The 18,968-nt window shown below is 49.5% G+C and carries 19 protein-coding genes and 1 pseudogene; 8 read left to right on the top strand and 12 right to left on the bottom strand.

Annotated features, from left to right (window positions below; genetic code table 11):
* Positions 1-233: 233 nt before the first annotated feature.
* Together rpmE and rho are read right to left on the bottom strand one after the other, a co-directional pair.
* A complete protein-coding gene (gene rpmE / locus AAH187_RS10475; RefSeq protein ID WP_342348407.1) occupies positions 234-455 on the bottom strand; it encodes a 50S ribosomal protein L31 in 222 nt (73 codons plus the stop codon).
* A 77-nt stretch (positions 456-532) separates the two neighbouring features.
* The gene (gene rho / locus AAH187_RS10470; RefSeq protein ID WP_342348406.1) at positions 533-1,783 is read right to left on the bottom strand and encodes a transcription termination factor Rho; all 1,251 of its coding nucleotides are present in this window, start codon (positions 1,781-1,783) and stop codon (positions 533-535) included.
* Positions 1,784-2,291: 508 nt separating this feature from the next.
* On the opposite strand from rho, the gene AAH187_RS10465 reads away from it, so the two are divergent.
* Complete coding sequence (locus AAH187_RS10465; protein ID WP_342348405.1) at positions 2,292-2,708, top strand: DUF2203 domain-containing protein; 417 nt, start codon at positions 2,292-2,294, stop codon at positions 2,706-2,708.
* Between the two features lie 165 nt (positions 2,709-2,873).
* The gene (locus tag AAH187_RS10460) at positions 2,874-3,161 is read left to right on the top strand and encodes a YciI family protein (RefSeq protein WP_342348404.1); all 288 of its coding nucleotides are present in this window, start codon (positions 2,874-2,876) and stop codon (positions 3,159-3,161) included.
* Positions 3,162-3,214: 53 nt separating this feature from the next.
* On the opposite strand, the gene AAH187_RS10455 is transcribed toward AAH187_RS10460, so the two are convergent.
* Positions 3,215-3,709 (bottom strand): EVE domain-containing protein, encoded by a 495-nt coding sequence (locus tag AAH187_RS10455; RefSeq protein ID WP_342348403.1) that lies wholly within the window; start codon positions 3,707-3,709, stop codon positions 3,215-3,217.
* Between the two features lie 158 nt (positions 3,710-3,867).
* Here AAH187_RS10455 and AAH187_RS10450 point away from each other — a divergent pair, with 158 nt between their 5' ends.
* The 3 genes from AAH187_RS10450 (at position 3,868) to AAH187_RS10440 (ending at position 6,866) form a co-directional block, all read left to right on the top strand.
* Positions 3,868-4,308, top strand: a complete 441-nt coding sequence (locus tag AAH187_RS10450) for a PGPGW domain-containing protein (protein WP_342348402.1) — start codon at positions 3,868-3,870, stop codon at positions 4,306-4,308.
* Between the two features lie 74 nt (positions 4,309-4,382).
* A complete protein-coding gene (locus AAH187_RS10445) occupies positions 4,383-6,332 on the top strand; it encodes a carbon starvation CstA family protein (RefSeq protein WP_342348401.1) in 1,950 nt (649 codons plus the stop codon).
* A gap of 36 nt (positions 6,333-6,368) precedes the next feature.
* Complete coding sequence (locus AAH187_RS10440; RefSeq protein ID WP_342348400.1) at positions 6,369-6,866, top strand: YajQ family cyclic di-GMP-binding protein; 498 nt, start codon at positions 6,369-6,371, stop codon at positions 6,864-6,866.
* Here AAH187_RS10440 and AAH187_RS10435 read toward each other — a convergent pair.
* The 3 genes from AAH187_RS10435 to AAH187_RS10425 form a co-directional block, all read right to left on the bottom strand.
* Positions 6,805-7,194: a hypothetical protein gene (locus tag AAH187_RS10435; RefSeq protein WP_342348399.1), complete on the bottom strand. Its 390-nt coding sequence runs from the start codon at positions 7,192-7,194 to the stop codon at positions 6,805-6,807. The genes AAH187_RS10440 and AAH187_RS10435 overlap by 62 nt on opposite strands.
* Positions 7,195-7,212: 18 nt before the next feature.
* On the bottom strand, positions 7,213-7,491 hold the full coding sequence (locus AAH187_RS10430; protein ID WP_342348398.1) for a hypothetical protein: 279 nt from the start codon (positions 7,489-7,491) through the stop codon (positions 7,213-7,215).
* A gap of 84 nt (positions 7,492-7,575) precedes the next feature.
* A complete protein-coding gene (locus AAH187_RS10425) occupies positions 7,576-8,379 on the bottom strand; it encodes a hypothetical protein (RefSeq protein WP_342348397.1) in 804 nt (267 codons plus the stop codon).
* A 339-nt stretch (positions 8,380-8,718) separates the two neighbouring features.
* On the opposite strand from AAH187_RS10425, the gene AAH187_RS10420 reads away from it, so the two are divergent.
* A complete protein-coding gene (locus tag AAH187_RS10420) occupies positions 8,719-9,834 on the top strand; it encodes a hypothetical protein (protein WP_342348396.1) in 1,116 nt (371 codons plus the stop codon).
* A gap of 527 nt (positions 9,835-10,361) precedes the next feature.
* Here the strand turns inward: AAH187_RS10420 and AAH187_RS10415 are convergent.
* The 5 genes and pseudogenes from AAH187_RS10415 to AAH187_RS10395 form a co-directional block, all read right to left on the bottom strand.
* Entirely contained in the window at positions 10,362-10,901 is a 540-nt protein-coding gene (locus AAH187_RS10415) for a DUF3047 domain-containing protein (RefSeq protein WP_342348395.1), read from the bottom strand.
* Positions 10,902-11,222: 321 nt separating this feature from the next.
* A complete protein-coding gene (locus AAH187_RS10410) occupies positions 11,223-12,710 on the bottom strand; it encodes an alginate export family protein (RefSeq protein ID WP_342348394.1) in 1,488 nt (495 codons plus the stop codon).
* A gap of 648 nt (positions 12,711-13,358) precedes the next feature.
* Positions 13,359-13,493, bottom strand: a pseudogene (gene tatA / locus AAH187_RS10405) (twin-arginine translocase TatA/TatE family subunit); the annotation flags it as partial.
* Between the two features lie 118 nt (positions 13,494-13,611).
* Positions 13,612-13,917: a twin-arginine translocase TatA/TatE family subunit gene (gene tatA / locus AAH187_RS10400; RefSeq protein WP_342348393.1), complete on the bottom strand. Its 306-nt coding sequence runs from the start codon at positions 13,915-13,917 to the stop codon at positions 13,612-13,614.
* Positions 13,918-14,164: 247 nt separating this feature from the next.
* On the bottom strand, positions 14,165-15,601 hold the full coding sequence (locus tag AAH187_RS10395) for an SAM-dependent methyltransferase (protein ID WP_342348392.1): 1,437 nt from the start codon (positions 15,599-15,601) through the stop codon (positions 14,165-14,167).
* Between the two features lie 181 nt (positions 15,602-15,782).
* On the opposite strand from AAH187_RS10395, the gene AAH187_RS10390 reads away from it, so the two are divergent.
* Together AAH187_RS10390 and AAH187_RS10385 are read left to right on the top strand one after the other, a co-directional pair.
* Positions 15,783-16,514, top strand: a complete 732-nt coding sequence (locus tag AAH187_RS10390; protein WP_342348391.1) for a hypothetical protein — start codon at positions 15,783-15,785, stop codon at positions 16,512-16,514.
* Positions 16,515-16,722: 208 nt separating this feature from the next.
* Positions 16,723-16,986: a DUF4321 domain-containing protein gene (locus AAH187_RS10385; protein ID WP_342348390.1), complete on the top strand. Its 264-nt coding sequence runs from the start codon at positions 16,723-16,725 to the stop codon at positions 16,984-16,986.
* 110 nt (positions 16,987-17,096) lie between these two features.
* Here the strand turns inward: AAH187_RS10385 and uvrB are convergent.
* A partial coding sequence (gene uvrB, locus AAH187_RS10380) for an excinuclease ABC subunit UvrB (protein ID WP_342348389.1) occupies positions 17,097-18,968 on the bottom strand: 1,872 nt, incomplete at its 5' end.

Below are 18,968 nucleotides of genomic sequence, written 5' to 3'. Positions count from 1 at the left end.
GCTCTCTTTCCTGAACAACCGTGCCCACCATCCTCACACGGACATTAGCCTATTAATGGTGGGACTGAATCGAGGAGACCCTGTCAGCATTTTGGTGCACGCATGCTGAAAGGACCCGTCATGTCGACCGTAGATAGATAAATAACGGAAGACAGGGCTCCTTCAACACCCTGCACGCACGTCATCCCCTCGAGGATTGTATAGGCAGGACAATGGAGAAGAGGAAAAAGTCTTTATGCTTTGGCTTTTGGCTTCGTCAATTTGGCGTATTTTTTATTGAAACGTTCTACCCGTCCTTCAGCATCCACAATTTTTTGAGTGCCCGTGAAAAACGGATGACAACTGGAACAGATATCGACCTTCATGTCTCCCACGGTCGTCCGGGTTTGATAGGTCATGCCGCACGCACAACTCACATTTGCAAATTCATAAGCCGGATGAATGCCCTTTTTCATGCTACCTCCTTCAACGCCATCTCTCGATTCAAAGTCTAAATCTTAAAAAACCCTCAAGACGAAACCCCTATTGTGAATTATCGATTCATAGATTGCAAGAACTCATTATTGCTCTTGGTTCCGCCAATTTTATCCATGAGAAATTCCATCGCCTCCATGGTTCCGAGAGGACTTAATACCTTTCTAAGGATCCACATTTTATTCAGGCGGTCGCGATCAACCAATAACTCTTCTTTTCTCGTGCCGGATTGGCTGATATCGATGGCTGGAAAGAGCCGTTTATCCGCTAAACGACGATCTAAATGCACTTCCATATTGCCCGTGCCCTTAAACTCTTCAAAAATGACATCGTCCATTCGACTTCCAGTATCAACTAAGGCCGTGGCCAGAATCGTCAAACTTCCACCAAATTCGATATTTCTGGCGGCTCCAAAAAACCGTTTAGGCCGTTGAAGGGCGTTGGAATCCAAACCCCCGGACAACACCTTTCCACTGGGAGGGGAAATCGTATTGTAGGCACGCGCCAATCGAGTCACACTGTCTAACAAAATTACCACATCCCGTTTGTGTTCGACCAACCGCTTGGCTTTTTCCATAACAATCTCTGCTACTTGGGCATGCCGCTGAGGTGGCTCATCAAACGTGGAGCTAATCACTTCGGCGGCTTTAACCTGGCGCTGCCAGTCGGTGACTTCTTCCGGTCGTTCATCGATCAGGAGGACAATCAAAACAATTTCAGGATGATTCGCGATAATGGATCGCGCTACAGCCTGCAAGAGCATGGTCTTTCCCGTCCTGGGAGCGGCCACGATCAATCCCCGTTGTCCTTTGCCGATTGGCGTCGTGAGTTCCATGACCCTTGTGCAATACTCTTCAGGATCAAATTCCAGGTTGATTCGTTCTTCGGGATACAACGGAGTGAGATTATCGAACAGAATTTTATCCCGCTGCACCTCAGGCTCATCATAATTAATTTTTTCGACTTTCAAGAGCGCAAAATACCGTTCTCCGTCCTTCGGCGGACGAATCTGCCCTGAAACGATATCCCCGGTCCGCAAATTAAATCGTCGAATCTGGGACGGGGAAATATAAATATCATCAGGTCCCGGCAAGTAGTTGGAATCCGGGGCCCGGAGAAATCCAAATCCATCTGACAGAGTCTCCAGGACTCCCTCTCCAAAAATGACTCCGTTCTTGTCGCTCTGCCCTTGAAGAATAGAGAAAATCAGCTCTTGCTTGCGCAAATTCGGCGCGCCATCAATTTTTAAGTCACGCGCGATTTCATTTAATTCTCCAATGGACTTTTGCTTCAATTCGGCAAGATACATTTGGTTACTCCATTCATTAGGCCGGAAGGGTTTTCTCGTGGGCTTAGCCTGTTACGAGGGGTGGAAAGGAAAGGAACATTTTCATCTGGGTTGTGCGCTGCAAATTTTGGCGATCCCCGAAAAGGGAACCACTCCAGAATCTATAAAAATAAAAGATTTAGACCGCTGTTGTGTGTTTAGGAAGAATGTTTAGAGAAACTGAAGAACCACACTTGTTAAAACCACCCGTGTTGTCCTATCTACGATTTGAAATAATACCTGAAGTCCGAGAAGTTAATTGGCAGAAATGGATTTTGCTATCAAATGGGCAGGTCTTAAGTAATTATTTATCTCACTATTGAACGACTTGTCAATAGGCTACTTTCGGATATTGCGACAAGAAACTCAAATTTTCCCCAAACCACTCTTTAAGAAAGGCACTCTATTCCCTCATGGTTGGCACCCTTCTTCTTATTATGGTAAACCATTATGACGGTAATTGAAAGTCAACAAAGAAGGGCTCTCTCCAATGTCTGATTCAGGTTTTCCCTTTTCCAGTGAACGGATTTTCACCCTCTCCGAAGCCAACGGATTAATCCCTGAGCTGGAACAATTTTGGGGCAACATTAAAGCTGGGCGACAAATACTTATTGATACGAGGGAAGAAGTCAAAAAAGCCAGCGCCAAAGCGTCATGTGGAGGGGGAACGGTCATGGGTGTCCAATATATCAAAGGGTTACAAGACATCAATGGAAGCCTGCATGCCATACAGGAACTGGGTGTGGTGATTAAAGATGTCGAAATTGGATTATGTGATTTCCCGTTTATGCTTGATGACCGACTGGTATTTTTATGTTGGAAATCGGGAGAAGAACAGGTTCGCTGGTGGCATGATATCGACAGCGGATATGCGAACAGACAACCTATAGAAGACCAGAATCCATAAGACTTGCCTCGCATTCACCTATTCGTTTCAAGCCCATTCTCCAGACAACCAAATCTTCCTGTGAAAAATGGCCGTACCACCGCCTCCTGATATAATGGATTTCCCATCACCCTCGTAGAAGTCAGGCAATCCATGCAACTTCAGTAAAGATACAGAAGCGAAAGAATGAAATTCGTGATTCTAGGAAAAGATGGCCCCGAGGGGGCACAAAAACGGCCCATTTACCGGGAAGCCCACCTCAAACGGCTTGAAGCATGGGCACAACAAGGCAAAATTATTTTGGCTGGTCCTCTGACCGATAAAATGGGAAGCCTAATCGTGGTTGAAGCAGAATCACTCGAAGAAGTCCAAGCCTTTGCCAAGGATGATCCCTATACCCTTTTTGGGGTTTTTCAGGAAGTCACCATTCACCCATTTTTACAGGTGTTTCCCACAGCGAATCATTCACCATAACCAGAAAAAAATAGAAGAGGAATCCACAAAAAACCTTGAAACCCCCTACGCCGCTACTTCTTGGTGGACAAAGGCTCAGTCTTTTTCGGAACCAAATCCAACACCCGTTGCCATTCATTCGGACGCACTGGTTGAACCGAGAGCCGAGAACCTTTACGCAGAAGTTCCATTTCCTCTAGTCCCTTAATGGCTCGTAACTGATCCAAATACAAGGCCTGAGGAAACTTTTTCACGAACCGCACATCCACAAGAAACCAACGGGGCGAGTCCGGAGCACTGCGCGGATCGAAATATCGGCTCCTTGAATCGAATGCAAATGAGTCTGGATAAGCGGCCTTGACCACTTCAATGATTCCGACTATGGCTGGAGGATCCGCATTGCTATGGTAAAAAAATCCCATATCCCCAACATTCATGGATTTCAGGAAATTTCTAGCCTGGTAATTACGTACGCCTTCCCAGCATGTGGTCTGCCGTGGAGATTTAACCAGATCATCAATGGAAAATGTTGTCGGCTCTGATTTGAACAACCAATACTGTGCCATCATGTCTCACTCAAGGCTTTGGAAACCTCAAACACCTGATAGAATGAATACAAATACCATTGAGCAATTATAAAGTGTATATTTTTCAGAATACAACCGGACCCTTCGCTAATACGCCTACCATAGATGTGCTCTATTATATATGAAAAATTGGTCCAACCATGATTGATCAAATAATTCAGTATGCCGAAGCTTGGGTTCCACGAGAAATCTGGATCGGCATGATCACCTTTTCTCTCATTGCCTTTGTAGGAACTCTCATTGCGATCCCTGCTATATTAATTCGCCTTCCACCTGATTACTTTAACAATCATGGCCCCCGCAGGTGGTTTGCTAATCATCATCCAATAATTCGCACACTTGGGTTGATGGTGAAAAACGGCTTGGGACTCATTTTTCTGGTAGCCGGAATCGCCATGCTGGTCTTACCAGGACAAGGAATCCTCACAATGGTCCTGGGAATCTTGTTTCTGGATTTTCCCGGAAAACACCGGGTCGAACAAAAACTCATTCGGCAACCCCAGATTCTTAACGCCATCAACTCCCTGCGAAAAAAAGCAGGCAAACCCCCGTTTGTGTTTCATGAACAAACGCCGACCTGACCACATGTCGGCCTGAACACCTCTCAGTCTCCACCCCGTTTACACCCTTTTCTCCCATTGCTAGGATGCCCCGCATGTCTTTGTTGCATAAGATCGGATGGCTAGGACTCGCCGGACTCTGTGCCGTGGCTTTCGGCCATGTTGTGGGCATAGTCAATCCACACGAAAAAGTTAACGGGCTGTGGCTCGTGGTCGCCGCCTCATGTTTTTATGTGTTGTCCTATCGGTTCTATGGTCGGTTTTTGGCGCAGCGCGTCATGAACCTGGATGACCGCCGTCGAACACCCGCGCACCGGTTGGAAGACGGCACCAATTTCTATCCCGCCAACAAATACATTCTCTTCGGCCATCATTTTGCAGCCATCGCCGGAGCGGGCCCATTACTCGGTCCCGTGCTGGCAGCACAATTTGGTTTTCTCCCAGGGTTTTTATGGATTGTCATCGGCGCGGTTCTAGCAGGCGCAGTCCAGGATTTCATTATTCTCGTGGCCTCCATGCGACGAAATGGTCGTTCACTTCCGGAAATCGCCCATGCTGAATTGGGTCCCATCACTGGCCTGGCCACGGCCATCGCCGTACTCTTTATCGTGGTCGTCGCGCTAGCCGGATTAGGTCTGGCCGTTGTCAACGCGCTTTACCACAATGCCTGGGGCACCTTCACCATCGTCATGACCATTCCCATCGCTCTGCTCATGGGACTATACCTTCAAAAATTCCGCCAGGGACGGGTCGGAGAAATGACCCTGATCGGATTAGGGTTGTTAGTGCTGGCCATTATCGTGGGGCGAACCGTGGCCCAATCAGATTGGGCAGAATGGTTTCTCTGGGATCGCACCACACTCACCTGGTGCCTCGCGGCATATGGATTTCTCGCTTCAGTCCTCCCCGTCTGGATGTTACTGGTCCCTCGAGATTATCTCTCAACATTTATGAAATTAGGTGTAATCGCCCTTCTGGCCGTCGGCGTCATTGTGCTCGCCCCCACCATTGAGATGCCTCGCACCACAATTTTTGTGGCTGGCAATGGACCGATCATTCCGGGAACCTTATTTCCATTTCTCTTTATCACCATTGCCTGTGGGGCGATTTCCGGATTTCATTCCCTGGTCTCTTCCGGAACCACGCCGAAGCTGATTAGTCTGGAATCCCAGGCGATTGTCGGCTATGGCGCCATGCTCCTGGAAAGCTTTGTCGGCGTGATTGCGCTCATTGCCGCCTGCCTCCTCATTCCCGGCGACTATCTCGCCATCAACACCAACCTGTCGGCTGAAACTTTGGAGACCATGGGATTTCCGACCGCCCACATTAAGGAACTCTCCAGGCTTGTTGAAGTCGATGTGTCTGGCCGTCCAGGAGGTGCTGTGTCCTTAGCTGTTGGCATGGCCTCGATTTTTTCAGGCTTGCCGGGAATGTCCGGGCTCATGGCTTACTGGTATCAATTCGCCCTCTTATTCGAAGCCCTGTTCATTTTAACCACGATTGATGCCGGCACCCGAGTCGCCCGATACCTGGTACAGGAGTTAGGGGGACGGGTCTATGCCCCGCTCAAACAGATCAATTGGTGGCCCGGGGTATTGGGCGCCAGTCTATTCGTCGTTGGCGGGTGGGGATATCTCATTGGCACCGGATCCATTGCGACCATCTGGCCTATGTTCGGGGCGGCCAATCAATTACTCGGCATGCTCGCTCTCTGTATTGCCACGACCGTGCTCATCAAAATGAACAAAACATCCTATCTGTGGGTGACCGTGATCCCGATGGTGTTTGTTGGCGTGATCACGCTGGCGGGATGCTATGAACTCTTGGTGATCTTTATCGGTCGGGCACTCTCACCCGATGGGTCGCAAGGCCTGTCCATGGCCATCAATGCCTCACTCGTCGGCCTGGTGGCCATACTCGCACTCATTGTCCTCACAGACAGCGCCAGAAAATGGTATGGCTACCTGGTTCACAAACAGCCATTGAACAGCACTGAAGTGATTGAAGGCGAAGGCATTCAACTTCCCGCAGGACGGTGCTGCTAATCCAGCGACCCGCAACAACAACCGGTAAGGAGACTTATGGCAGACAACTATTCCTTCGACGTCATTTCACGGATCGACATGCAGGAAATGAAAAATGTGGTGGATCAGACCGAAAAAGAAGTCGGGCAACGCTTTGATTTCAAAGGAACAAAAACCGAGCTCACGTTAAAAGAAAAAGACAAGCAATTAGTAGTAATCTCGGATGATGACTACAAACTCAACGCCGTCCTGGATATTCTCAAGGCCAAATGCGTCAAACGCAATGTGTCGTTGAAAGGCCTGACGTATGGAAAAGTGGAAGAAGCGCTAGGGGGAACCGTCCGACAAACCATTACCATTCAAAGCGGACTTCCCGAGGACAAAGCGAAAGCCATCACCAAATCGATCAAAGAAGCCAAATTTAAGGCCCAGGGACAAATTCAAGGGGAACAAGTCAGGGTCCAAAGCAAAAGTAAAGATGAACTCCAAGCTGTCATGAAGCATCTGAAAGAGCAGGACTTCGGACTCGATCTGCAATTCGAAAATTATCGGTAAAACCTAACCGCGCTTTCTTCTCGCTCTGACAAGCCGAGCCCAAGCGTTCAAGTGCCCGGTCCAGAGCATGTTGACCCGCTTGAGCCCTCAAAATGTCACGGGCATCTAGTGGACGGTTTGAGACAATTGGCACATTTAATTGTTCTAAGGTTTTAGTCCCAATTCCCGATGTCCAAAAGCCCACGGTGAAATCCGACAATTTAAGAATGGGAATGGTCCCCTCAGCCATCGCTGATTTTTCTATGACAGTTCCACTCATTAGTGTCATCATCGTGGCTTGCCCGATTTTTTCAGGGCCAGCCTGCTCCCGACTTGAAAACACGACCACGATTTCATAGGGAACGCGCTAACGTTGTCCTTGGACTTTCAGTTCTTGAGCCAGGTTAACCGGATTAAATAACGGTGGAACGGTCACTATCTCATGAAAAGCGCAATGCTGCTTGAGAAATTCTTCCGTTCGTCGGGTGAGAATTTCAAGATACTCAGAAATGATCGCCGGAGCGGTTTTTTGACCTGCGGCATCGGAATACACCACCAAACCGATTATTGACTGCTGCCTCCACTCATCATTTTCGTGTGGACGCACACTGTGTGCAAAGGCGTCTTCTCCGAGAAAGTCAATCATCCGGGGTGTGGGACCTGCACCACACCCCACCATAATAGAAGTAACAAGACATATGAACCATATTCCGACAAGGATCATCGGGTATCAGGAAGTTGCCTGGTTCTTCTTCCATAATATTTCCAAATGCATGACCGCTTGGGCAATGGCGTCCTGCCCGGAAACCCAGCGAAGAGTCTCGTACTCCTCACTCTCAGAATTGGGATAAATAGGTGGTTGGTTCTGATATCTTCGGACAACCGGGTATACATTAGATTCAAGCGGGACATTCAATCGTTCGAGTGAGGCCCATGCTTGACCGTCCGTGGAGACCACAGGTCGGCCGGTTTGGCCATCAAGCAACGCTAATTCAACCCGAGCGTAATTTTCGGCCCGATAGCCTGGGAGACCCATACTGCGCATCCCACCCCCTTCGTTGCCCTGCAACGAAAGGTTCGCAAACACTTCCCACTCTGAACTGGACAATACCGCCAACAGAAGATAAGGAGCGTTCTGCTCCTTTGCCAATTGAATAAATTGGGCAGCAGAGCCATTGGGCTTCGAATCTTCAGGATACACGACCGAAGTGATTTGAATCGGCACTTGTTTCTGAATTTGCGTTTTCAGATGTTCCCCGAGATTTTCCAGCGTCCCACGGCGAAGCTCGGGAGCCGATTTTTCAAATCCTGAATCGTTCAGAACTACCAAGATACTGGTCACGCCTTCGGCTGGAAGCGCCGTTTGTGTCACAACTCCTTCCTGGGCGGAGAGTTGAGGAAGGTAAGACCCCAGACGTTTTGGAGTATTGTCCAACGAACAGCCAAAAGAAGAAAACGAACACAACAACCCGACAATCAACCAGATGTGACGCCACATGGTGAAGCCTCCAACGGTTAAGGTGACATTGGTCATAACGATTAATTGTCTTCTCTCGGATCAGGAATCGTCAAGAACAAGAAAGTGAGAAACCGAATAGGTGGTGTTTCAATGAAAAACAAAGCGAGCGGGAGGCAAGGCGGATTCCAGAATTCAACGTTCCCTCTCTAAATCATTTCCGTTATACGGACACGAGTCCATTTCCCACGGTCTCTTTGTCTCTCCGTCCTTCCCAAAGTCTATTATTCGGAAAAAATGTTAGGGGTTTCTTTCCAATGAATACCCGCCTCTGATTTCAATACAGAAGAAGGCCGCCTACGTGTAAAAAGCAGGGTCTTGTTGCCATCTTTCAAGATCTTGGGGTAGGGTAGAGCTGTGTGCCCATTCATAAATAAAATCTTTCAATACAGCCTATTAGCTGTTGTATTGTCCGTCCTTTCCGCCTGCGACAAAGTTTCCGTTCCCCGTTTGACTTTCGACGATCATTCAGAACCAAGAATTCCTTTCTCCATTACCTATGCGTTCGCACCCAATCTCCTGAACCATACTCAGACGGTGGATGCGTGCGGGTTGCCCTATACGATTCCGGTAGGTGAGATCATCGCCAAAACCTTTCTCAAAGTCGGCCAAAATCGCTTCAATGGCGTCAGAGCCGAACCGCCGGTGGGGGATGCCCAAGGCGCACCTCCCGATGGCTATCGAGTAATCGTGGATCTTAATCAATTTTTATTTGATCCAGTAACTTTAATGGCTACAGAACCCCAGTACACGGCCTTTGTGGATCTGAAACTTCTTGTTGTCTATGAAGATCCGCAAGGCACCTCCCTGGCCCAAACTCCCCTGACCTACCACGAGAAAGTTAACCTGTTCGTCCACGCCCTCTCCAGCTCAGCCAGCTCATGCGCTACACAGCAACTTGATGGAACAGTGGAAAATGCCGCCGAAAAGCTAGCCAAGGAAATGATCAGTGTGATGCCCCGCTTGGGGCAAGTATTGTCACCGGTTGTCACCAATCCATCCTCCTATGCCGAACCATCAGGGACCACACCACCCTCTCACTTTCCTATGAGGAATCCTGCCCCAACAGCCACGCCTCCTCAACCTGTCATAAGCCCTTCCGTCCAATTCCGAACCAAACTGGTCGATGCCAATCGAAACCTCATTTTGGAAGGAGGCGAGGCGGTGATCTTGCTAATCGAAACCACCAATGTCAGCGGATCAACCATCCCATCCGCCTACGTGGAGCTACGCGGCACACCCATGTTAGTCGAAGCCTTTAAACGTGTTGCTCCTATTCCTATGCCGATCGGGGAATTGAAAGCCGGCGAGAAGCGAACGGCTGAAATTCGAGGGCGCATCGGGGAAGTCAGGGAACAGCTCAAAGGCGAGCTGATCATCGGGATAATCCTCTCCGAAGGCCTGCCACCCGGAACTCATACCATTATGACTGAGATCCAACCCGGGCCCACAAGAAAACAGCATTCCCGGTAACCCCGAACGTTTGCCAAAAACTTTGGGGGAGCTTTATCCATGTCATCCTGGTTGAGGATATATCGATTCAGAAATATATGGTTGGGGTAAAACGGAGTTTTGAGGCAGGAAAAATCACCACGCGGGAAGAAACACCAGGATAAGATTACGCATGTGAATGATCGAGAATTATTTCTGGCCTGTTGAATATTCAAAACATTTGACCTATTCATTAACAACTGAATGCCCGAGACCTCCCGCAAGATATTGAGAGAGTGCTCAAAATTCCTCTCCGGTCCTGTCCTGAGACTTCTCGAAGGAAAGCCCTTAGCCACTTGGACGGACGGAGCCGCACGTGAGGAACAACCAGAGACGACCTGCCTGCGCGCTTGCGCGTCCAAATGGTTCACCGCATAGACGCAAAGCCGCTTTCAGCCTTCGTAGCTACTTCGGCGAAGGGAGGTAGGGAACGCGGATAGGAACTTTTTCAACACTCCCATTTAGTTCGTACCCTGGGCATACTTCAATCAAAAGTACATGAGAAGAGCTCAAATAATTTTATTCTTCGAGTTAGCCTGAGACTGCTCACCCCCCTGATCCTGACTCTCCCTGGCCAACTGGACTTCGGAATCAAAGGAGATAGGACCAAATAAACTGGCAGATTTCGAACCTGTCTGATCAGATTTCACCACTAAGGACATGCCCTCTAAAATGGAGGGTTCCTCTCCAAAGATGCTTCGATAATCCGCAAGCACATTCCGCTCTTCTGTTAACCACGCTCCGAGCTGAGCCGGCCCACTGCGCGCGACTACATAATGAACTGACGGATCATTTGGGCGTAGAAAAATTGTCCCGACCGGACGAGCATTGTCCCAAATATATCCAAAAATAGTTTTCCTGATTGATGCCTCCCTGAATGAAAATACCAGGTACAAGGCGGCCCTATGACTGCCTCGTGTAGAGACTGGCTGCCCTCCCCACCAGTAGGAAGCGTGAGCCCGTTCCATTCCCAGGAGACGGACAGGATTCGCTTGAAGATTTACCGTCAGCGAATTTGAACAGACTGATGCAGCCCTGCTCGGTTTCAAGACGCAAGACTTTTCGATGATTTTCTTGCACCACCTGAACCTGTCCGATCCCCTCCCACACTTTCATAGACCACGCATGAGGCAGAGTCTGCAATCGTGAGGCGGATGGGGGCGATCTAGGATAAAAATGGGTTTGAGTCTTTTTGCCGTAGGTATGGTCGCGCTCCTCCAGACGCACCATGCAAGTAGTACTCGCCTGCCTGATCGAACCCCGGTCCTATCAGGTCCCAGGCGAGGGCTAAAAAAAAACGCCCTGGCTGGGTTTCCCAGCCAGGGCGTTTCAGGATAACGGGGAGGGTTAAGTCCCCTAAGAAATAATTTTTAGAAGTTGATCCAGAGCTGGGTGTAGCCCCAGTTTTGATCAGCCGTGCCAAAACCATTCTTCTTTAAGTAGTCACCGGTAAAGAAGTGGCCGTAGCCCACTTGCCATCCCACTTTGTTGTTTTGGAAGAACAAGGTGTACACCACGTCGATTTCACCACCGAGGGACTTTTCTTTATTGTTGGCAGGAGTGTTAAAGAAGGTGGCCTGAGAAGCCGTGTACCAGTTGTCCTTCTCGTTCGCCAACCGCATGATATGCCCGGCAATTTCGAAATGGCTTTCTGCAGTCGGACGCAATTGTAAATTTCCGCCGTAGGTCAACATATTCTGCCAGGACATCAGGTCCATGTACCCGAAGTGAATGTGGTTCGTCGGGAACAATTGGCTGAACGTATGTCCACCATTCTTAGGGTCGCTACCGGTCGCATAGTTGATTTCCGCGCCGATACGGGGTTGCATAGGAACCGGTAAGGTGATACCACCATCCAAATGCCCGGCCAACGCATTAATCCGCGTTTGGCTGGGTTGTCCCGGGACTCCTAACTCTCCGAACTGCCAATACCCTTCACCGGTGGCATCAAACATTCCCTGCTTAAAAGCAACCCGGCCACCGACCGTGCTTCGTTTTTGATTAGATTGCTGGCCACCCACGGGACCCGTGGCTGTTCCACCGCCGGCAGTCAATGGTCCACCAGTGGTCGAACCCCCATCTTCGTAGATGTAGGCAGGCTCTACAGCCACTGAACCGAATTTCATGGGCATTCTGAAAAATAAGATATCTCCATCACCCCTAGACGCCTTACCATTCGTGCAGCCACCGGCATTCGCCACACAGTTTCCTTCCGCCACACGCAACCAACCTATTTCCACAGGGAATTGCGCATGGTTATACCGCATGGTCACACCGTCAAAGGCAAAACCGACGTTGTTCCAATCGAACGTCCCAAAGATCCGATGATCACCCCAGGCCAACAACTGCCGACCGGCTTTCATCGTTAAATTCGGAAGCACGAAGTTTCTGACTAACATGTATCCCTGACGGAGGAACATCTGCGTATCGGTACCACCGGGGTTGCCTGCGCCGGTGACATTCGTACTTGAGGTGTTCGAACCCCAATTGTTTGCAACCTGTGGTTGCACGAAGAATACAACATCAGGAGAGAGGTCGTAGTTAAATCCCAAGCGGATCAATTGACTGGTGAAAAAAGCATTGTTGTCACCATTTTTGCTAAAATTCCCGTTTGTTCTGAACTCGGGTCTCACACGCATGTCGCCGGAAATGGTCAACTTGCTGGGATCAAATATGCCCATTGGTGGATCGAAGTCGGTGTAAGGCACCAAATCTGGTATGGCCCGTCCGACCGCCGACACATTGGTGTTTTTGTCGGTCGCCGGAGTCGTCTTGGCGGCCAACCCTGGCGCTGCAGACATGGCCACAATCAACGCCGCTGCTGTCAACCTGCTAAAGGTTTGGTAAAAAGTCCTCATTGCACTCCTCCTGTTGGTGAAAAACCCCTGGATTCAAGTTCCAACATCCTGTACCCCAGATTTTTTCAGAACTGTTGGACCCTCTCATCCGCTTCCTTCTTGACTGCGTTATTCTTGCCGTCTCAAGCAAAGCACAAACATGCCTTCGGTAATCAAACAGTTTCCCTATTTTAGGACTGCCCCGCTTTATTCCTGTTTGCCATTTAGATGCCAAGTCTCCTTTTTTGTCGTAAATCATTAAAAAGCAATATCTTTTGCATAACTTGCTTCATGATTTAATTTCTTTCCCCTATCGCTTGAATGCTACGATAGTGGCAAAAATAACACGACAGAAGAGAACCGTAGACCCGCCAGCAGTGCGTATGATGAACAGTCTGATGACCGTCCGGAAGGAATTCGTGATGACACGAGAGAAAATTTAAACGCTGCAATAATGCCTGAGTATCAACGAACGATTCAGCAATCAACTCCTTCATGGAGCCGCACCTAACTGGGTTATCCCATTTTAGATCCACCGGAATCGGTGGCTTGTTCTGTCGCCCCTTTGATCTCTGCTTCGGCTTCTTTGATTGACGATTCTAAATCTTGTTCGACCGATTTGAATTCCTGCGTAATCATATTGATCTCCGGCTCAACGGATTGCCGAAGATCTTCAGTGGTTTCCTTAAACCCTTTGACCGCTTTCCCAATCTGCTTGCCGATTTCCGGTAATTCCTTGGGACCAAATAGCATGAACGCGATGACCAGGATGATCAAAACTTCCATCGCTCCTAAGCCAAACATCTTCCCACTCCTCTATGGTCTGCCTGCTGAATGTATACCTTGAGCGTTGATCAGGGTTTGGTCCCTGTTGCCTGTCCCTTCGGTGGGCGGTCTTCACCGTATCGGTCTCACCAGAGAATTAACTCTGTTTGGATTGCGTGGATTCCGTTGGCTGCGTCACCCCTTGCGCCGGTGGCGGAGGGGGAACTTCTGCTGTCTGGTGTTGGGTCGGCAATTGTTCAGGTTGGGGAGGTGGGACCTGTCCACCTTCGCCCTGATCATTAGGCGTCACATCCATTGCATCCGCTTCGGCCACAGACTTTTTAAAGCCCTTGATCGCTTTGCCTAAGCCCTCACCAAGCTGCGGGATTTTTCCTGCACCGAAAATTATGAGCACAATGATGAGGATGAGCATAAGCTCCATCCATCCAAACGATCCAAACACAGCAACCTCGCCTTATTGTAAATGAGTGTTTACATTATTGGAAAAATCCGCCGCAGTATACACAACACTTTTAAAAAAATCTACCCGATTGCAAATTTCTTGCATCCGCCATTATTTTCCCGATTGCGGATGTGCCTTCACAGTCTCCACTCATACGGCGACAGTCTTTCAACCTCACCATCATGAACCGCGTTCTGCCTTCATCATTTCAACTCGACGAGGAATATTTCGCGACAGTGAACAATGACTATGACCCGTTCGAGGAAAAAAACATGTGGGTATAATCCACGGGTTGTGGCGGAAGTTGCAACATGTCCTTGATGCCTTCTGAATCGTATCCTAATTTTTGCAAATCGGGCATGGCCTTCCAAATTTCCGATTCCGTGAGATACGCGATGGTATCCGGCACACCATGTGGCGGTAACGAATGCACCAGATCCTCTAAAGCCGCGCGTTCATGAGCCGGGGTACTTTCAGAAAGGGGAAAATCGATATGGCGTTGGTATGGGCTCACGTAGGTGCGGTTCAGTGCCTCCAGGGTACGAAGAATTAACGCCTCCAATTCCCAGGCCTGGCCTTCCGGCGGCAAAGGATGTGATGCCAGCAGATCCATAACACTGAGCACATTGGTCGACAAACTCCGTCCCACAAAATCCCGTTGCGATTCGATCACGCCGGTGTGAATATCCATATGCCTGGCCACATCTTGCATCAACTGAAAGTTGACCATAAAGCTGAATTGGCCACCCTGTACCGTATAACAGGGCTTTTCCGGATCATTCAGCACACGAGGATCGATCGTCCCTGCATCGAAGCTGCTAAACCCGATCGCATTCGGGGCCAACAATCTCTTGGCTTCCTTGATACTCTGACATGCCCCCACGTTGTAAGGCACGAGGACTTCTTCGTCGATGTGCTTGAGGAAATCCGCGACCGTTCGTCGAAATGGAAAAGTTTTGGTCTCGATGGGGCGATATTCACGCTCCCAGACAAGGTCTTCGAGAAACGAGGGTAACGCGTGAAGAGATTCGATGTCCTGCTGATCAAATGCCTCAATAAACTGTGTCCAATCAGGAAAATCCGCTAACCGCTTTTCGTTCAGATTGGGGCGAAGCTGCTCTTCATGAATTTCACCACCTTTTCGTAGAATGAGTTTAGTTGGCAACTCGCTCCACAGTTCATTGCAGATAATCCGATCAATACTTCCATCCGGACAGGCAGACAGATCCTCGATAGAAACAGGCTCAAAGGTTACCCGGTCACGATGCTTGGCCAAATCCGGATTGGCTTTGGCCTGTTCCAACAAGACCGGCTCGCGCTCAATGCAACGATAGGTGATTCTTGGAAATATCAGCTGTTCCTGATCGAGTTCCTGAAGACGATCCAGGAAACAGGCTGCCAGATTTCCATTTCCGGCACCCCATTCCATCACGATCAAAGGTGCGGTCGCTTGATCGGCGGCTTGAGTTTTCGCTCGTTGTCCACACCGACGCCAATAGTCTTCGGCCAGGGCAAACCCTAATCGGAAATCTGCCGAGGCCACCGTTTGGTAATACTCTCGCACACGACTTCCCCTCAACCCGTAAAATATTCGATTAATGTGGGCTTGCCACATATCTACCGGTTGAAAATCTCCTACGAGTTGCGGCAATGCATCGGGATCAATACTTGATGAAGCACCCATAGTTCTAACCTATATTCCTTAGACAGAATGAATGATAATGCCTGTGGCAACGAAGTAGATGAAAATGCGTAGAATCGCCAGGAATCTTAGCAAACACCTCCTAGTGCCGCAAGGCAAGAACGAAAGTCCTTGACTCGATGTCGCCATCGAAGGTAGAGAACGTGGACTCTTCAAGAGCAGCATGAAAAGAATGTTGGAAATAACGAATGTGGAGACAGACAACCTCTACACAAAGACCAACATGATCCATCCTTTGCCCCTTATGCCGCGGAACCTCCTGTTGGGCATCCTGATGTCGATTGTTCTCTTTGCGATGCTCGGCACCGCTTTTGGCGATGATCCTCCCATCCCGGCCGACTCCTCATCGGCGTTGCAGCCAAAAGATACACAACACGGATTTTTCCAATACGAGACTCCACCCGATCATTTCTCAGATGGCCCGGCCCCGTATGATAGTTACTCCCAATCGCCGCTCATTCCTTCATTGGATCAAAAACCCGCCGGGGTATTTCTAAATTTGGATTTCGCAGAAAGTTTCGAGGTCAAACCGACCGTCCGTGGCGGCTATACACACATACCCGTCAAGCCTACCGATAGATTTTTGCCACACGTCCCTTCCGTGTACCTGGTGTTTTCCGTCCATGAACATTTGTCGTCCTATCCAATCATTGGCCGTCTGTTCTCTGAATTAGAAACCGGGATGGATTCTCCCGAATGGCTCGACGAAGACATGGTCGATCTTGCCACGGAAGACGAGAGCGGATTTCTGAAATTTTTTCCACCAGACGGGATCTGGCAACCAGGCCGCTATCGCGTCGAAATCTTCGTGGGGTACACCGCCAATGACGTCAGCAAAATGGGCACCATGCGATTTACCATTACTCCTCCCTCTTTCACACCCCCCTCACCCTAAACACACCCGTGTGGCCACAGGCCTTTCGCAACAGCCTATTTCTTGACTCAACTTCAGGCTTCTTGTAATGTGTTCAGGAGTTTACCCTAAGCATATTTTTAGTCAATTCCAACCAACGCTTTGTCCGACCGTACCTTGAACATTGAACATTCCAAGAGTTCATGTACAGGCAATCCCTGATCTCTAACAATCCGCCGGGAGGCAACGGGTGTTAAAAAAGAGTGGGAGCTATTTACTCTTATTTATTTTTATTGGCGGACTGTTAGGCAGTATTTTAGGAGAAATTCTTCAGGTCGTGGCTCCTCAGGGAACCGTGCAAAACATTTTTGTTCAGGCGTTGAACTTGGGCTTAGATCCACCGGTCACCGTCAATTTGGTCTTGATAAAATTTACTATCGGTTTCCTCCTGAAAATGAACCTCCTCACCGTCCTGGGTATGTTCCTCGGCGCCTACGTCTATAAACACGTCTAACAGGGTGCTGAAAAAGTCCGCCAGCGGATTTTTCAACAGGCTCAGGATTGAAATTCGCTTGAATCCTGGGTAATGATGGGAGACCCAAGGGCAGGTGTAGAATTTTCGAATTAGATACCGACCTGGATCTGCTTTTGTCGGAGAACACGAATGGTATCCCGTAGCTGGGCGGCTCGTTCAAATTCCAAGGCTTTGGCTGCCGCCTTCATATCTTTTTCCAATGCCGTGATGCTCTTCTCCAAATCTTTTTCACCTCCGTAAGCCGCAATCGCCTCTGCCGCCACGGAGACATCCACATAATCCGCTTCCGCCAATTGATACTCCAAATCATGGATACGTTTAATGATCGTCTCAGGGGTGATCCCGTGCTCGGCATTGTATGCCAACTGAATCGTTCGTCTGCGGCCGGTTTCGTCCAAAGTTCTACGCATGGAATCGGTGACCACATCGCCATAGAGAATCACGGTGCCATCGCGATGACGTGCCGCGCGCCCGGCTGTCTGCACCAGCGCACGATACCCCCGCAGGAAACCTTCCTTATCCGCATCCAACACCGCCACTAAACTGACTTCGGGCAAATCCAATCCTTCCCGCAAGAGATTGATGCCGACCAGGACATCAAAGACGCCACGTCGCAAATCCCGGATGATGTCCGCCCGCTCAAGCGTTTTGATATCCGAATGCAGATAGCGCACCTTTAACCCCTGGTCGTGATAATACTCGGTAAGATCTTCCGCCATACGCTTGGTCAAGGTCGTCACCAGTACCCGATGTCCCTTCGCCACTCGCAGCCGGATTTCCCCGAGCAACTGTTCGACCTGGCCCTTCGCAGGCTTCACCTCCATCACCGGATCGATGAGGCCTGTGGGGCGAATGATTTGCTCAACCAGCGCCTTCCCGGCATGTTTCAATTCATACGGTCCCGGTGTCGCGGAGACATACACCACCTGATTCATGCATCCCTCAAACTCCGGAAATTTCAAGGGCCGGTTATCCATCGCCGAGGGCAGGCGAAACCCGTATTCGACCAAGGTGTTTTTGCGTGAACGGTCTCCTTCGTACATGCCCCCAAACTGTGGAACGGTGGCATGCGATTCATCCACAATCAGCAAAAAGTCTTTGGGGAAATAATCCAACAGGGTCGGTGGCGGCTCGCCAGGCGCCCGTCCGCTCAGGTGACGGGAATAGTTCTCAATCCCATGGCAATACCCCATGGTTCGAATCATCTCCAGGTCAAATCTCGTCCGTTGTTCAATCCGTTGCCCTTCAAGCAATTGATTCGTCCGGCGAAAGTAGGCAAGGCGTTCTTCCAGCTCTGATTCAATGCCGGTAATTGCCTGTTCATAGCGATCGGGCGCAATCACATAGTGGCTCTTGGGATAGATCGCGATTTTCGGAAGCTTCCGCAATGCGTTGCCGGTCAACGGATCGATTTCATACAGGGCTTCCACTTCATCGCCGAACAATTCCACCCGGACCGTATTCGAATCGGAGGAAGCGGGATAAATCTCAATGACATCCCCGCGCGCCCGAAACATCCCACGCTGCAACTCCAGGTCATTCCGCGAATATTGAATGTCCACCAGCTTGGCCAGAATGCGCTCACGGCGAATCTCCATGCCGGGCTCCAGATACAACAACATGTCGTGATAGACCTCAGGCGATCCAAGGCCATAAATACACGAGACGGACGCCACAATAATAATGTCATTGCGTTGCAGCAGCGCCGTCGTGGCCGAATGGCGCATCTGGTCGATAGTGTCGTTGATGGCGGAGTCTTTGGCGATATAGGTATCCGTGGTCGGAATATAGGCTTCCGGCTGATAGTAGTCGTAATAGCTCACAAAATATTCGACCGCATTATCGGGGAAAAAGGATTTAAACTCTTGATAGAGCTGGGCCGCCAACGTCTTATTGTGGACCACGACCAATGTGGGTTTTTGCACGTTGACGATCACGTTGGCCATGGTGAACGTCTTGCC

The organism is uncultured Nitrospira sp., from assembly GCA_902500695.1.
Lineage (GTDB): Bacteria > Nitrospirota > Nitrospiria > Nitrospirales > UBA8639 > Nitrospira_E.
Note: the sequence above shows the minus strand (reverse complement) of the source record. Positions and strands in the feature narration are given on the sequence as shown.